Annotated in this window: 15 protein-coding genes and 1 rRNA gene; 5 read left to right on the plus strand and 11 right to left on the minus strand. The window is 48.0% G+C overall.

The annotated features are described in order from the left end of the window. Positions 1-34: 34 nt before the first annotated feature. A complete protein-coding gene (locus B3850_RS03600) occupies positions 35-499 on the plus strand; it encodes a thioesterase family protein (protein WP_053953465.1) in 465 nt (154 codons plus the stop codon). A 22-nt stretch (positions 500-521) separates the two neighbouring features. After that, positions 522-1,454 (plus strand): EamA family transporter RarD, encoded by a 933-nt coding sequence (rarD, locus tag B3850_RS03605; RefSeq protein ID WP_053953466.1) that lies wholly within the window; start codon positions 522-524, stop codon positions 1,452-1,454. On the opposite strand, the gene B3850_RS03610 is transcribed toward rarD, so the two are convergent. From B3850_RS03610 to lptM, 8 genes are all read right to left on the minus strand, one after another. Continuing rightward, on the minus strand, positions 1,431-1,853 hold the full coding sequence (locus B3850_RS03610) for an OsmC family protein (protein ID WP_129497464.1): 423 nt from the start codon (positions 1,851-1,853) through the stop codon (positions 1,431-1,433). The two genes, rarD and B3850_RS03610, sit on opposite strands and share 24 nt — an antisense overlap. Positions 1,854-1,927: 74 nt before the next feature. Further along, on the minus strand, positions 1,928-4,099 hold the full coding sequence (gene uvrD, locus B3850_RS03615; RefSeq protein ID WP_286911398.1) for a DNA helicase II: 2,172 nt from the start codon (positions 4,097-4,099) through the stop codon (positions 1,928-1,930). 93 nt (positions 4,100-4,192) lie between these two features. After that, positions 4,193-4,903, minus strand: a complete 711-nt coding sequence (locus B3850_RS03620; RefSeq protein ID WP_286871594.1) for an HAD-IA family hydrolase — start codon at positions 4,901-4,903, stop codon at positions 4,193-4,195. 18 nt (positions 4,904-4,921) lie between these two features. Next, the gene (xerC, locus tag B3850_RS03625; RefSeq protein WP_286911400.1) at positions 4,922-5,818 is read right to left on the minus strand and encodes a tyrosine recombinase XerC; all 897 of its coding nucleotides are present in this window, start codon (positions 5,816-5,818) and stop codon (positions 4,922-4,924) included. Beyond that, positions 5,805-6,500 carry a DUF484 family protein gene (locus B3850_RS03630; protein WP_053953471.1) on the minus strand — a complete coding sequence of 232 codons (696 nt, stop codon included), beginning with the start codon at positions 6,498-6,500 and terminating at the stop codon, positions 5,805-5,807. The genes xerC and B3850_RS03630 overlap by 14 nt, the downstream gene beginning before the upstream one ends. After that, positions 6,497-7,324, minus strand: coding sequence for a diaminopimelate epimerase (dapF, locus tag B3850_RS03635; protein WP_339612232.1), 828 nt, complete (start codon positions 7,322-7,324; stop codon positions 6,497-6,499). Before dapF ends, B3850_RS03630 begins: the two co-directional genes overlap by 4 nt. Positions 7,325-7,326: 2 nt before the next feature. Continuing rightward, complete coding sequence (gene lysA / locus B3850_RS03640) at positions 7,327-8,589, minus strand: diaminopimelate decarboxylase (RefSeq protein ID WP_286871587.1); 1,263 nt, start codon at positions 8,587-8,589, stop codon at positions 7,327-7,329. After that, positions 8,586-8,732, minus strand: coding sequence for an LPS translocon maturation chaperone LptM (gene lptM / locus B3850_RS03645; RefSeq protein ID WP_286871584.1), 147 nt, complete (start codon positions 8,730-8,732; stop codon positions 8,586-8,588). The genes lysA and lptM overlap by 4 nt, the downstream gene beginning before the upstream one ends. Before the next feature lie 90 nt (positions 8,733-8,822). Here lptM and hemC point away from each other — a divergent pair, with 90 nt between their 5' ends. Genes hemC through B3850_RS03660 form a run of 3 tightly spaced genes read left to right on the plus strand, consistent with a single transcriptional unit; the run spans position 8,823 to position 12,800 of the window. Continuing rightward, entirely contained in the window at positions 8,823-9,761 is a 939-nt protein-coding gene (gene hemC / locus B3850_RS03650; RefSeq protein ID WP_286871581.1) for a hydroxymethylbilane synthase, read from the plus strand. Continuing rightward, positions 9,748-11,640, plus strand: coding sequence for a uroporphyrinogen-III C-methyltransferase (locus B3850_RS03655; protein WP_286911402.1), 1,893 nt, complete (start codon positions 9,748-9,750; stop codon positions 11,638-11,640). Before hemC ends, B3850_RS03655 begins: the two co-directional genes overlap by 14 nt. Beyond that, positions 11,637-12,800 (plus strand): heme biosynthesis HemY N-terminal domain-containing protein, encoded by a 1,164-nt coding sequence (locus B3850_RS03660; protein WP_286871577.1) that lies wholly within the window; start codon positions 11,637-11,639, stop codon positions 12,798-12,800. Before B3850_RS03655 ends, B3850_RS03660 begins: the two co-directional genes overlap by 4 nt. Positions 12,801-12,815: 15 nt before the next feature. Here B3850_RS03660 and B3850_RS03665 read toward each other — a convergent pair whose 3' ends face one another. From B3850_RS03665 to rrf, 3 genes are all read right to left on the minus strand, one after another. Next, positions 12,816-13,397, minus strand: a complete 582-nt coding sequence (locus B3850_RS03665) for a YceI family protein (RefSeq protein ID WP_286871575.1) — start codon at positions 13,395-13,397, stop codon at positions 12,816-12,818. 2 nt (positions 13,398-13,399) lie between these two features. Further along, positions 13,400-13,948 (minus strand): cytochrome b, encoded by a 549-nt coding sequence (locus B3850_RS03670; protein WP_286871572.1) that lies wholly within the window; start codon positions 13,946-13,948, stop codon positions 13,400-13,402. A gap of 194 nt (positions 13,949-14,142) precedes the next feature. Beyond that, positions 14,143-14,232, minus strand: a 5S ribosomal RNA gene (gene rrf, locus B3850_RS03675); the annotation flags it as partial.

Genomic DNA, 14,232 nt, shown 5'->3' on the forward strand with positions numbered 1-14,232 from the left:
CCTCTTATTGTAAGCGTCCTGTTCATTAATAACCATGCCCAAAATGGATACACAAACAATACTGACAAAAGTTTCCGACTTTATGAACACGCGGGTGCCGTTTCAACAGTTACTTGGCTTTGAAATTACGGAGTTTAACCCAGCGCGGGGCGAGCTAAAGTTCCAATGGAAAGACGAATTATTAGGTAATGTCCCACAGCGCATTTTGCACGGTGGCGTCACTGCAACAGCACTAGATACCGCCGGCGGTTTGGTAGCAATAGCAGGCATGGTTGACCGCTTAGAAGACCCCAGCGAAAGTTACCTGATGGAGCGCCTTAGCCGTTGTGGTACAATTGATTTGCGTGTTGATTTTCTTCGCCCAGGCCGGGGTAAAACCTTTATCGCCAGTGCCACTATTATTCGTTCAGGAAATAAAGTGGCCGTTGCTCGTATGGAGCTGCATAACGAAGAAGGCACGCACATCGCTTTTGGAACCGGCACCTACCTGGTCGGTTAAGCTCTGATTAAGGAAAGCCAGTATGTCCGATGACGCTGTTCGGGCCCGGCAAGGCGTTTTCTTCGCACTTGCTGCCTACACATTTTGGGGTGTTGCACCTGTTTACTTCAAACTCGTAAAGCAAGTTCCGGCTTTTGAGATACTCGCTCATCGTATCATTTGGGCTTTTTTGATGGTCTTTGTGTTAATTGTTGCTATGAAGCGACTAGACCGCATTCGCCCCATTTTAAAAAGCCGCAAGCTCGTCATTCGGCTCACTCTGGCCACTTGTCTGCTCGGTGGTAACTGGTTCTTGTTTATTTGGGCAGTTAACAGCGACCACATGTTGGACGCCAGCCTTGGTTATTACATCAACCCATTGCTGAATGTGGCCATAGGCATGATTTTCTTCTCAGAGCGTATGCGTCGCCTGCAACTGGTTGCTATTGGTTTAGCCGTGGTTGGTGTGGCTATTCAGGTTATTACCTTCGGTTCGGTGCCTTGGGTTGCTTTGGCATTGGCCTCCAGCTTTGCCACTTACGGCGCTATTCGTAAGCGTTTGCCTGTCGACTCAATTAGTGGATTGTGGCTGGAAACCGCCATATTACTGCCGGTTATGCTGATTTATTTGTTCGGATTTGCCAGCTCGGCGTCCAGTGACTTAACGGCCAACCCATGGACACTGAATTTATTGCTGGTAGCAGCCGGACTCGTCACGACTATTCCGCTGCTGTGCTTTACCGCAGCCGCGCAACGGCTCCGCTATGCGACCTTAGGCTTTTTTCAGTACATTGCGCCAACGCTTATGTTTATACTAGCGGTCGCTATTTACGGTGAGCCTCTGGATGAGAGTAAGTTAGTCACATTTATTATTATCTGGAGTGCACTGGCACTGTATAGCTTTGACTCTATTATACAGCGCCAGCGAGATAGAAAAGCGAAGAAATTAGCTTCAGCTGAGGCTGGCATCCATTGAGATGTCAGCGTTTAGCACCTTGCTGACCGGACAGCCTTCTTTGGCATTGTTTGCCAACTCCTGAAACTTGTCCTCGCTAATATCCGGAATACTAGCTTTTACCGTCAGATGAATTTTATCAATCGCAAAGCCGCCATCTTGTTCTACCAGAGAGACCTCTGCTTTTGCATCGATATTGTCCGGCTCATAACCCGCTTCTCCCAGCATTAAGGAAAACGCCATGGCGTAACAACCCGCATGAGCGGCACCTATAAGCTCTTCAGGGTTGGTGCCTTTGCCGTCTTCAAAGCGGCTTTTAAACGAGTACTGGGTTTTGTCCAGTATGCCGCTTTGTGTTGATACGACACCTGATCCTTCTTTAATACTGCCTTTCCACTGTGCATTTGCAGTGCGTTTCATTAAGCACCTCCAAATTTTCATGTATGTACTATAAACATAGTTGAAGAATGCACTTTTTGATCACTACTTTACACTTAGAACACAGGATCCAGCCGGGCGTAAGCAACGACTAGCCACTTGCTGCCCACATTGTCGAAGTTAATTTGAACACGTGACTGCGGGCCAGTACCTTCATAATTAAGCACGGTGCCTTCCCCAAATTTCGGGTGGCGAACGCGCTGACCCAGTGTGTAACCGGTCTGATCAAAAGCTTCATGGCTGGCCGCGTTATTAAAACGGCTGTAGCTCGAGGGCTTCTCAACACTGGTTTGCGCACGAACTTCGTGTAGCGTATCGGGTGGGATTTCCGCAATAAATCGGCTGATTCTGTGAAACAACTCCTGACCATAAATACGACGCTGCTCTGCGTAAGTAAGCACTAACTTTTGCATTGCTCGAGTCATGCCGACGTAACAAAGACGACGCTCTTCTTCGAGCCTGCCGGGCTCATCCATCGACTGCTGCGACGGGAACATACCTTCCTCAACGCCCGTCATGAACACCAAAGGAAATTCCAGACCTTTGGCGCTGTGTAATGTCATTAGCTGGACCGCATCCTGATACTCATCCGCTTGCTCTTCACCCGCTTCTAAGGCTGCATGCGCCAGAAATGCATTAAGTGGCGTCATTTCCTCTTCAGCGTCATCCAGCGTGAAGTTCTCACACGCAGTAACCAGCTCTTTCAAGTTTTCGACCCGCGTCTCTGCTTTTTCGCCTTTTTCTGCCTCGTACATGGCCATTAAGCCGCTTTTCTTTATAACTTCGTCACTTAAGCGGCCTAAGCTGAATTCTTCGGTTTCATCATCAAGCTCTTCAATAAAGTCGAGGAAGCTGCCTACTGCGTTTCGCGCACGTCCGGCCAACTGCTTTTCGTTCACCATGTACTTAGCCGCGTTCCACAATGACTCAGCGCGCTCCCGCGACGCCTGACGAATAATATCCATGGTGCGTCCTCCAATACCGCGGGCAGGGGTATTAATGACACGTTCAAGCGCAGCATCATCGTCCCGGTTACCTAAAATTCTCAAGTAAGCCAGCGCGTCCTTAATTTCCTGACGCTCGAAGAAGCGCAAACCACCATAAATACGATACGGCAGCCTTGCATGCAGCAAAGCTTCTTCTAAAATACGCGATTGCGCGTTACTTCGATACAAAATAGCGATATCTTGCAGCGAATTGCCCTTATCTCGCCAGTCTTCGATTTGCGATACTATATAGCGGGCTTCATCCATTTCGTTGAAGCCCGCATAAAGGCTAATGGGCTCACCCTCGTTCCCTTCCGTCCATAAGTCTTTGCCCAAGCGGCCCGAGTTATTAGAAATGACTGAGTTTGCTGCTTTCAAAATAGTGCTGGTTGAGCGGTAGTTCTGCTCCAGACGAATGGTTTGTGCGCCGGCAAAGTCTTCTAAGAACTGATGAATATTTTCGACTTTGGCGCCGCGCCAGCCGTAAATAGACTGGTCGTCATCACCAACAATAGTCACGCTGTTCTGCGCGCCTGCTAACAGCCTCACCCAGGCATACTGAATGGAGTTAGTATCCTGAAATTCGTCCACCAAAATATGACGAAAGCGGTTCTGGTAATGCTCTCGCACAATACGGTTATTTCTAAGCAGCTCGTGCGCCCTTAACAGCAGCTCAGCAAAGTCCACCAAGCCAGCGCGGTCACAGCTTTCCTGGTACAGCTGGTAAATTTCTTTCAGTGTCTGCTCGGTTGGGTCGTAAGTTTCGATATGCTCGGCTCGTAACCCTTCGTCTTTCTTGCCGTTGATGTACCACTGCGCTTGTTTTGCCGGCCAACGCTTGTCGTCTAGGTTGAGGCTTTTTATCAGGCGTTTAATCAGTCGCTGCTGGTCATCACTGTCGAGTATTTGAAAGTTTTGTGGTAGCCCGACATCCATATAGTGCGCTCTTAACAACCTATGCGCTAAACCATGGAAGGTGCCAATCCACATGCCTCGCACGGAGCTGCCTACTAGCTGCTCAACCCGACCACGCATTTCCGCCGCCGCTTTGTTGGTAAAGGTGACCGCTAAGATACTGAATGGAGAGTAGTTTTGTTGTTGAATGAGCCAGGCAATACGGTGCACCAGCACCCGAGTTTTACCACTCCCGGCGCCAGCCAGCACCAACATATGTCCGTCGGGTGCCGATACAGCTTGCTGCTGCCTTTCATTCAGTTCTGCCAGAAGAGGGTGTGTACTCATTAACGTTCACCTGATGTATTCAATTCAAAGATCTGTCGCCAGTGTAATAATGAATCACTGTATAAGCAACCAGTAGTGTCGCGTGAGGGCTTTTTACCAAAGCAGCAACGACTTAAGCTGGGCTAAGTGGTCAATTTTGACGGTCGGTAATATCGACAGATGTTGTGGTCGTCCTAAACCAGAGGTCAGCCATACTGACTGCCAGCCATGCCGCTGCGCACCAAGTACATCGGAATAGGGATGGTCGCCGACATGCAGAAACTCCGCCGGCTTAACCGCCGGAAACCGTTGTTGCGCTTTCAGGAACATATCCCGCAGTGGCTTACCGCGAACACCGTTCCCCGGCTGGACTATTAGGCTGAAGTAATCCGACAAACCTATTTTACCGGTATCAACATTGCCATTGCTCAACGCAATAAGTTCATATCTCTCGGCTAATTGCTGTAATAGCTCAAGGCTTTCTTTTGGCGGCTCGAAATTACTTCTGTGAAGTAGAAAATGATCCATAATGTCGTGCGCATGAGTCGCTGCATTCACCACACCAAACTGCTCTAAGCCCTGCTGTAAGGTACGAATGCGCAGCTCTGTCATGTCACTGGCAAGCGCCGGATCACTCTGGCTGACTTTGTCTCGTAACTGGCGCCAATGACTGACATCCCACTCGGCGGTTTCCGGAAACTTGTCCACAATGTACTGTTGCACCGAATGCTCTGCGGTTTGCATTACCGGTACATTGTCATAAAGCGTGTCATCCAGGTCGAAGCTGATGATTTTAGGCGGCTGCCAACGGCGGAAAAACTGCATAAAGTTAAACTCCCAATACTATTTCTTTCTGGCTCTGGGGTGAGCACTGTCATAAACGCTGGCCAGTCGCTGAAAATCTAAGTGCGTATACACCTGAGTTGTGGATAAGTTGGCATGGCCCAACATTTCCTGCACAGCACGTAAGTCACCGCTTGCTTCAAGCATGTGCGATGCAAATGAATGACGTAGTTTATGAGGGTGTAAGTCCCCGACAATGCCCTGCTGTTTCCCCCAGTGGTTAAGCCGTTGCTGTACCGTTCTGGGGCTTATCCGTTGTAATCGTTTACTGACAAATAGCGCCAGCTCGGGTTTATCGGCGAGCCACGCCTGGCGAACTTTAAGCCACTGTTTCAGTGCTTTCTCCGCACACCGACCAAAAGGGACTATACGCGTTTTACTGCCTTTACCAGTCACTCTTAACTGCATCATACGGTGGTCAATGTCGTCCCGGTTCAGACTCACCAACTCAGCCAACCGAATACCGCTGGCATATAACAGCTCCATCATAGCCGCATCACGAATGGCTATTTCATCGTCAGCCGGTAAATCCAGTAAATGGGAGATACTGTCGACATCAAGGTTTTTAGGTAGTCTTTTCGGCACTTTCGGTGCAGAAACTGAACTTGCGGGGTTCTCGTCTAAAGCATCCGACTCTACAAGGAACTGGCAGAACGTGCGCCACGCCGATAATTTTAGCGCAATACTGCGCTCGCCCAGACCAGAACGCCGCCAACCGACGAGCAACCGTTCTATGACAGGCACTCTCAGTTGCTTAGCATCAGTTATTTTTTGCTGCTCGAGCTCTTGAAGATCGGCTGCTATAAGCCGTTGATAGTTTTTAAGAGTTAATTCGGCGAGACCGCGCTCGCCGCGCAATTGCTGTAGCCACTTATCTTGCCACTCAAGCAGCGTCATGGCGTTTAATAAGCTCCGGCAAAACCGCACCCAGCAGCGCTTGCAGCTGTTTAATAAGCAGCTTATCCATTGCCGGCTCAAAGTGGCCCGCGCTGCTACTTCCCACGGCCAACATGCCTAGCTCACCGTTTTCACCCAGTAACAGCAGGGCTACTGACTGAATACTTTCGTCGTTAAACAGCAGCTTATGTTCTTGCTCGGTTAACCGTCCTAAGTAGATGGACTCGTCACTAAAACGCTTGCTCAGTAGTTGTTTATGAGTATCAGACGCAAACGTGTATTGTTCATCGAGCTCTACCGGGCTTTCAAAAAACTTGAGCGTTAACACCGGCATATCGAGTTCATTTTCAAAGGTGTTTTTCAATTGTGAGAGCACGTCGCTCAGGCTGTCGCAGCGCAGTAACTGAACATAGAGGTTGCTATAGGCGTTAAAAATAGCCTCGTTACGGCGAGCATTAATCATCAACTCAGTAATTTCTTCTTCCAGCTGTTGCACTCGCTGTCTCAGTTTTTGCTGCTGCCTTTCAATTAACGACACGGCACCTTTCTCGCTATGACGAAATTGCAGCTGCGCTAACAGGTCCTCATTACGCGTGAAAAAGTCAGGGTTTTCCTGCAAATACTCGCGTATCAGACTGTCATCAATTTTTTCGTTTAACATTGAGTTTAATTCGTTACTCATAACACCATCTGTCCATCGTAAATCAGCTCTGCCGGGCCCGTCATTTTAACAGGCTGTCCTTGTTGCCAGCGAATCAGTAAGTCACCACCTGGCAGCGATACTTTTACACGCTCATTCAATAAGCCTTGTTGTATACCTGCAACAGCCGCAGCACAAGCGCCACTACCACAGGCCTGGGTTTCACCAACGCCACGTTCAAATACCCGAAGTTTTATTTCATCGGCTGACAGCTGCTGCATAAAACCGACATTGACACTCTCCGGGAAACGTTCATGCGCAGCGACAGCTGCGCCTAGGGTGTCCACTGGCGCTGTATCGACGTTATCAACAGCAATAACACAATGTGGATTACCCAAGCCAACAACACCACACATTACGGTTTCATCATTCACGCGAAGAACATAGGTCTGTTCCGCTTTTTGCGCTTTAAACGGCACTTGGGCGGGTTCAAATAAAGGCTCACCCATATCGACAGTCACCTGACCGTCTTTTTCCAAGTGCAAAACCATTTTCCCGGCTTTCGTACTAACTTTAAGGTGGTTTTTGTTACTCAGGCCTTTGGCTTTCACAAATTTCGCAAAGCACCGTGCGCCATTGCCACACTGTGACACCTCGCTACCATCGGCATTAAATATGCGGTAATGAAAGTCTAAATCCGGGTCGTATGGCGGCTCAACCAGCAGCAACTGATCAAAGCCAACACCGGTATGCCGATTCGCCCATTGGCGAATTTGATCAGGGTTTACGTATAAGTTCTGCGTGACATTATCGACGACCATGAAGTCATTGCCGAGCCCGTGCATTTTAGAAAAGTGCAATAACATAATTAGATGTAATCCTTATCTAGCAAGTGCTCGCCGCGAATGAGGTCATCGAAGTTTTCGCGCTCTCTGACCAAGCGTGCGTCGTTCCCGGAAACCATAACCTCAGCCGGACGTCCACGCGAATTATAATTTGACGCCATAGTGAAACCATAAGCGCCTGCGTGTTTTACCGCAAGAATATCGTCCTGGGCAACATTCAAATGTCGCGCATGCCCCAGAAAATCACCGGTTTCGCAAACAGGCCCGACAATATCGCTAATTTGCGGCGCCTCGTCACTCTTCTCCTTGACCGGAACAATGTCATGCCAGGCTTGATACAACGACGGTCTCAACATATCGTTCATTCCAGCGTCGACCAGAACAAAACGTTTATCTTCTGACGGTTTAATATATTCAACAGAGGTCAGAAGTATCCCCGCGTTCGCAGCTATGGCTCTGCCGGGCTCTAACATTAGAGTAACGTTGGGAAAGTCTTTGGCCATTTCGACCAGTTCGGTCAGGTACTGCGCTTTGTCCAATGGTGTCTCGTTTTGATAAGACACACCAAAACCACCGCCTAAATCTAAGTGTGTCAGTTCGATACCGTCTTTTTTAAGGTCGACGAGCAGCTCGAACATGCGCTTGGCGGCGTCTAAAAATGGCTCTGGCGTCATAATTTGTGAGCCAATGTGGCAATCGGCACCAATAAGGCGGATATTTGTCAACTGATCCGCCTTTTTGAAAACCGCCTTTGATTGCGCCATGCCAATACCGAATTTGTTGGCTTTCATACCAGTCGCAATATATGGGTGCGTTTTCGCATCGACATCTGGGTTAACGCGCAGCGACACCGGCGCCTGCTTATTCATGGCGGCGGCAATATCCTGAATGCGTTCCAACTCAGCTTCAGACTCTACGTTAAAGCAGCCAATGCCCGTCTCCAACGCCAATATAATTTCATCTTTTGACTTAGCGACGCCTGAGAAAACAATGCTTTGCGGCTTACCACCGGCGGCCAGCACACGCTGTAACTCGCCCCCTGACACAATATCAAACCCTGCTCCCTGATGAGCCAAAACTTGAAGCACCGCAAGGTTGCTATTAGCTTTAACTGCGTAACACAGTTTATGAGGACTAGGCCAGTGTTGCTGAAACTGCTGCCAGTTATTCACCAGCTGAGATTTCGAGTACACATACAAGGGTGAACCGAAACGCTCTACCAAGCTTTGGCAGCTGATATCTTCAACATGAAGCTGATTATTTTTGTAAGAAATAGACTCACTCATTCGTCTTTATCCGTTGGCACCGTTTCCACGTCATTTTTCTCAGGCATTGGCGCAGGTTCAAGCGGCCCTTTTTGACCACACCCGGCCACAATCATAAAAACCGCGGTTAATACCAGCGTCTTGATTACAATTCGACTAAACATCGCTAAACTATGACTATTCTCTTAAGGGTTCTATAGTGTCTATCATCGCACTCAAGCCCGAAAAAGTCATTAAGCGTTGTAAGGAAAACCATGACTCAAACTGTAAGAATCGCAACACGTAAAAGTAAGCTGGCGTTATGGCAGGCAGAGCACATTCAGCAACGGCTGGAAGAGCTGCATCCGGGACTCACTGTAGAGCTCGTGCCTATGTCCACAAAAGGGGACGTTATTCTCGATACGCCACTGGCTAAAATTGGTGGTAAAGGCTTGTTTGTGAAAGAGCTGGAAGTTGCGATGCTTGAAGGCCGGGCCGACATTGCTGTGCATAGCATGAAAGACTTGCCTGTTGAGTTTCCTGACGGCTTGGAACTTCACACCATTTGCGAGCGCGAAGACCCTCGCGATGCCTTTGTGTCTGGTAAGTACAACAACTTAAACGAAATGCCCGAAGGGGCTGTTGTCGGTACTTGTAGTTTGCGCCGCCGCTGTCAGGTTATGGAGCAGTTTCCGCACCTGGTTATTAAGGACTTACGCGGTAACGTACAAACACGGTTACGCAAACTCGACGACGGTGAGTTTGATGCCATTATTTTAGCTGCATCTGGGCTTATTCGTCTGGAACTCGGTGATCGTATTACTTCGTTCATTCCGGTGGAGCAGTCATTACCGGCAAACGGACAAGGCGCTTTAGGTATTGAATGCCGCAGTGATGATGATGCGATGAAACAACTGCTTCAGCCTCTGCAGTGCCAGGAAACTCGTATACGCGTGCTGGCAGAGCGAGCCATGAACCGTCGTTTAGAAGGCGGTTGCCAGGTGCCTATTGGTGCCTATGCGGAACTTAAAGGTGACAGTGTTTATCTGCGTGGCTTGGTTGGAGACCCTGACGGAAAGCAAGTACTGCGTGATGAAATAGAAGGTCCTGCAAGTGACGCAGAAGCTCTTGGCACCGAATTAGCTGAGCGCTTGCTTAAGAAAGGCGCAGGTGACATTTTGTCAGCGGTATATGACAGCGATGCGAAAAAATAATAAGACCGTTTTATTGTTACGTCCCGAAGAGCGTGCGCAGCGCATATCTGAGGGGCTGACAAAAGCGGGTATAGCTCATTTTATTCACAGTTTTGTACGGGTAACCCCCAAGCAGGTGGATAAAAGTGAGGTGCAACGCGTTAACGAAACCACCTGGGACGGTATTATCCTGGTGAGTAAGGCCGCTGTTGATTACGCATTGGATAACGGTTTTAAACCGAGAAAGAGTCGCTTCTTTGCTGTTGGTTCAGGTACTGCCAGATACGCCGCCGATACGCTAAAAGAGCCAGTGACCAGCCCGGCTTTTGCTCACCGTTCAGAAGGGCTGCTGGCACTGCAAGAATTCAGTAATGTACATGAACAAAAATGGTTAATAATAAGAGGCGTAGGCGGCCGCGAAGTACTTGCTGAACACCTCAAAAAAAATGGCGCTGATGTCAGCTACTGGGAAGTATACGAGCGGCAACCTATTTCTCTGACAGACTCTTCCATTGTGGATAACTGGGTTTCCTCTGTCGATACCATTGTTGTCACCAGCGCTGAACAACTGAATCATTTTTTATCGGAATTACCAGAGTCCGCAAACCCGTGGCTGGAAAATTGCCAGTGGATAGTACCCAGTGAACGCCTGAAAAGTTTGATTCCTATTAAACAATCAGACAGTATCGAAGTCACAGAAAGCGCATCGGATGCTATTATTCTAGATGCGCTTGTAGCAAACGGAAACGCACACATGAACAGCGAAGAAACAACACAAGATAATAATGTAGAGCCACAGGCTGAGCAGGAAAAAGACGAGGTCGTCACGGCTAAGAAAAGCAGCCGACGCTTTTTCAAGCGGTTGCTATGGCTTGTTATATTAATTGCGATTGTCGCCGCGGTCTATTATGGCTATACGCGTTTCCCCGGACTGTTCTCAGCTGACGATGACCAACAAGTAACGTCGTCTGAACAGCAACCGGCAAAGACTGAACCGGAAGAAGAGCAAGATCCGCTTGAAACGAGGCTTCAACAGCTGGAGCAGTCGCTTGCCAGTTTTGAACAACAGCTACAGGAAACGCCTAATTCTCAAGACTTAAACAAACTATCTAACTCAGCTCAACAATTGCGCCAGGATTATGTTGCGCTTCGTTCTGGCTTAGAAAGTCTGCGCGATGAAGTGCGCCAAAGTCCGGCGGATCGCGCCGCCCACTGGCGCTTGCTGGAAGTAAAACAAATGCTCGCAACAGCGGCTCGTATGTTGTGGGTACAGGAAGATTACGATTTAGCCGGCAAACTGCTTCGCTTAGCTGATAATCAGCTTTCAGGTATGGACAGCCGCGAGGCTCTGCGCACCCGCGAGCTGCTTGCAAAAGATATCGAAAAAGTCAGTGCGTTGTCGTCGGTCAATAACACCGATGTGGTTATGACGCTAATAGGTTTGCAGGATCGTATTAGTAAATTACCGGACAACATCAACAACGAATACCGTATTGAAGGTGAAAACTCCGAAAGTTCGGCAACTGGCGACAACTGGCAAGCCAATTTGAAGTCGAACTGGAATGACTTTCTGGATAACTTTATTCGCATTCAACCTGTCGAAGCAGACCCAGAGCCCTTATTAAACAAGTCGCACAGAGCGGCCATTAATGCACGTATCTCGCTGACATTCACGTTAGCGCAAGACGCCGCTCTTAAAGGAAATAATGAGCTGTTTAAACGATACGTCAATCAGTTGCCTCAGTTAATTATGCTGGTAAAAGGCGACAATGCAGCAACCTCTGATGTGGTCGAAAGACTTAAGAGCCTTGAACAGACTCCGAAAACACGCTCAACAGTCGACGCACTTGAGTCGTTAGACTTTATAAGCCGGGCAATTGAGCAAGGGGATGCACTATGAAGTGGTTAATTGCTCTCGTTGTTTTACTAATTGTTGGCGCTATTTTGGGTCCTACGGCGTCTGGTAACGCCGGTTACGTGCTCATCCAGTTTGCAGGTTGGTCAATAGAAGCCACTGTAGTTGGGCTTATCGTTGTCCTCGTCGCTATTGCTTTAATTACTACCGTGGTCGTATCTGTCCTGCGTCGTCTATTGAACAAAACTCAAAAAGGCGCAGCTTGGTTTTCGAATCGTTCAGACAGAAAAGCCAAACAGCTTTACGAAGAAGGTATTCGTTTGTTACTGGATGACTCCCCTGAAGACGCCTCGTTAAAGTTTTCAGCTGCATACAAAAAACGTGGTGCTCCGGAAACAGCAGCCATGGCCGCTTTAGCTGCCTGTTTAGCCAAAGATACAGGAAAAGCTCAGTACTGGCATGATGAAGCAGGAGGCTTTGTTAAAGGCTCAGATACATTGCTGAATATTCTTAAGGTGTCTCAGCAAGTCAGCGACGACCCGCATAATGCCGATAAAGCGGCCCAGGAGCTGTTAAACAAACACCCTGACTCCGCCCATGTTGCATTTTTAGCAAAAACAGCGTTTAAGGCCTCTGGAAACTATAAAGCACTAAAAGATCTGCTTCCTAAATTGAAGCAGCACTCTGAGTTAAGTCCGGCTGATTTTGAACGACTGGAATACGATGTTTACTTTGATTACTTTGTATCCGTTGGCCGTAATGGCAACGACGCGCTAAAGGATGCTTGGCAAGGGTTACCTAGCAAACAACGAAGCGATGCGACCATTCGTTTGGCTTATGCTGCAGCTTTAAAACACCTAGGTGAGCAAGAGCTGTCTGCAAAGGTAATACTGAAAGGTCTTAAAAGAGAAGATATACACCCGGCGGGTGTTAACGCATTGAAGTTGTTCAACGGTAAACACGGAAAGCTTGTGGAATTCGTTCAGGAGAAGTTAAAGCAAAACCCAGATGACAAAGACTATTTATACGCTTTTGCGTTGATAGCAATAGATAATCAGGACTATTCTCTGGCTCAGCGAGCGCTGAAAAAACTCATTGATATTCAACCGAACGATAAAGTATACCGCCTACTGGGCGATGCTTATTATGCATTAGGGGATAGTCAATTAGCTGCTAACGCTTATAAACAAGCGTTAGCAGACTGACTGAAAGGGCGTTCCTTATTGGCGAACGCCTTCTATTGAGAGCTCCAGCTCGACTTCTTTAGCTGCCGGACCAAGGTTGTAGTCGATATTGTAGTCAGCCAAGGTTAAGTCGACTTCGCCAGAGAAGCCACGACGGAAGCCGCCCCAAGGATCTTCACCAGCACCCACATGCTCAATCTCAATAGCAATTTCTTTAGTCACGCCGTTTAACGTAAAGTTACCGTACAACGTGCCTTCACCGTCATCATCGTCATCGGGCACGTACTTGGTGCTTTTAAAAGTCGCTTGTGGAAACTCAGACACATTTAGGAAGTCTTCACCGCGTAAGTGCTTGTCTCGCTCGGCATGATTGGTGTCCACGCTTGCTGTATCAATAGTTACATTGACTGACGCATTTTCAGGCGCGTCTTCGTCATAGCTAAAAGAGCCTTCGAAGTCGTTAAAACGACCGTAGAGCCAGCTGTAACCCAAGTGGCTAATTTTAAATTCGATAAAGGCGTGTTGCCCTTCAGTATCAATTTTATAATCCGCAGCTAAAGCTGACGTACTAAACATCGCTGTACCTGCAATTGCAGCTGCTAATAATGTCTTTTTCATATCTATTTCCTCTCAGTTTTTCCAAACATACGAACTAAAGTTGTGTCTTGGCTTATAAAGTGGTGCTTTAATGCGGCTAATCCATGCCCTCCGGCTAAAATGACCAACGCCAATGCAGAGTACCAATGTACTTCCCCGGCTATATCCTCCTGACTTGGCAAATCAGTTAACGTCGCAGGAACAGAAAATAGGTCAAATACAGATATCGAACTTCCATCAGCCGTCGAAATTAAGTAGCCGCTTATCATGACCGTAAATAACAGTAGATAGAGTAGGGCATGACCCAATTTAGCGCCGATAACTTCTATTTTATTACCTAAAGCCGCTGGTTTTGGATTTGCCATCACCCACAATACCCTTAGAACAGTCAGAATAAGGAGGCAAATACCAAAAGACTTGTGCCACCAAGGCCCTAGACGATACCACTGATCGTAATAGGTAAGCGTCAACATCCACCAGCCAAGCGCAAAAAGCCCGAAAACTATAAGTGCAGATAGCCAGTGTATGAGAATAGACACTAGTCCGTAACGCTTTGACGTATTTCGAAACATAGAGACCTTTCCTTATTTACTTACAAATAGTCTAGCTCAATATTTCGTTTTAGAAATTAATTATAAATGGGATGCGATCTTCGATTTATTCGAATGAAGTAGCCTAATGCTATTGCATCAGGTGTGATGGCAGTTCCGGGAGGACGGGCATAAAAAAAGCCCCCAGCATCAGCTGAGGGCTTCTTCAATTGGAAGTCTGGCGGTGACCTACTCTCACATGGGGAGACCCCACACTACCATCGGCGCTGGTGTGTTTCACTTCTGAGTTCGGGATGGATTCAGGT

This window comes from Idiomarina sp. UBA4520 (assembly GCF_002388365.1).
Taxonomy (GTDB): domain Bacteria; phylum Pseudomonadota; class Gammaproteobacteria; order Enterobacterales; family Alteromonadaceae; genus Idiomarina; species Idiomarina zobellii.

Bases quoted from the DNA above. Each gene is read 5' to 3' on its own strand.
- hemC (WP_286871581.1), top strand. From the start codon at position 8,823: ATGACTCAAACTGTAAGAATCGCAACACGTAAAAGTAAGCTGGCGTTA.
- B3850_RS03620 (WP_286871594.1), bottom strand. From the start codon at position 4,903: ATGCAGTTTTTCCGCCGTTGGCAGCCGCCTAAAATCATCAGCTTCGAC.
- B3850_RS03660 (WP_286871577.1), top strand. From the start codon at position 11,637: ATGAAGTGGTTAATTGCTCTCGTTGTTTTACTAATTGTTGGCGCTATT.
- B3850_RS03630 (WP_053953471.1), bottom strand. From the start codon at position 6,500: ATGAGTAACGAATTAAACTCAATGTTAAACGAAAAAATTGATGACAGT.
- dapF (WP_339612232.1), bottom strand. From the start codon at position 7,324: ATGTTATTGCACTTTTCTAAAATGCACGGGCTCGGCAATGACTTCATG.
- B3850_RS03665 (WP_286871575.1), bottom strand. From the start codon at position 13,397: ATGAAAAAGACATTATTAGCAGCTGCAATTGCAGGTACAGCGATGTTT.
- lysA (WP_286871587.1), bottom strand. From the start codon at position 8,589: ATGAGTGAGTCTATTTCTTACAAAAATAATCAGCTTCATGTTGAAGAT.
- uvrD (WP_286911398.1), bottom strand. From the start codon at position 4,099: ATGAGTACACACCCTCTTCTGGCAGAACTGAATGAAAGGCAGCAGCAA.
- B3850_RS03610 (WP_129497464.1), bottom strand. From the start codon at position 1,853: ATGAAACGCACTGCAAATGCACAGTGGAAAGGCAGTATTAAAGAAGGA.
- xerC (WP_286911400.1), bottom strand. From the start codon at position 5,818: ATGACGCTGCTTGAGTGGCAAGATAAGTGGCTACAGCAATTGCGCGGC.
- B3850_RS03670 (WP_286871572.1), bottom strand. From the start codon at position 13,948: ATGTTTCGAAATACGTCAAAGCGTTACGGACTAGTGTCTATTCTCATA.
- rarD (WP_053953466.1), top strand. From the start codon at position 522: ATGTCCGATGACGCTGTTCGGGCCCGGCAAGGCGTTTTCTTCGCACTT.
- B3850_RS03600 (WP_053953465.1), top strand. From the start codon at position 35: ATGCCCAAAATGGATACACAAACAATACTGACAAAAGTTTCCGACTTT.
- B3850_RS03655 (WP_286911402.1), top strand. From the start codon at position 9,748: ATGCGAAAAAATAATAAGACCGTTTTATTGTTACGTCCCGAAGAGCGT.
- lptM (WP_286871584.1), bottom strand. From the start codon at position 8,732: ATGTTTAGTCGAATTGTAATCAAGACGCTGGTATTAACCGCGGTTTTT.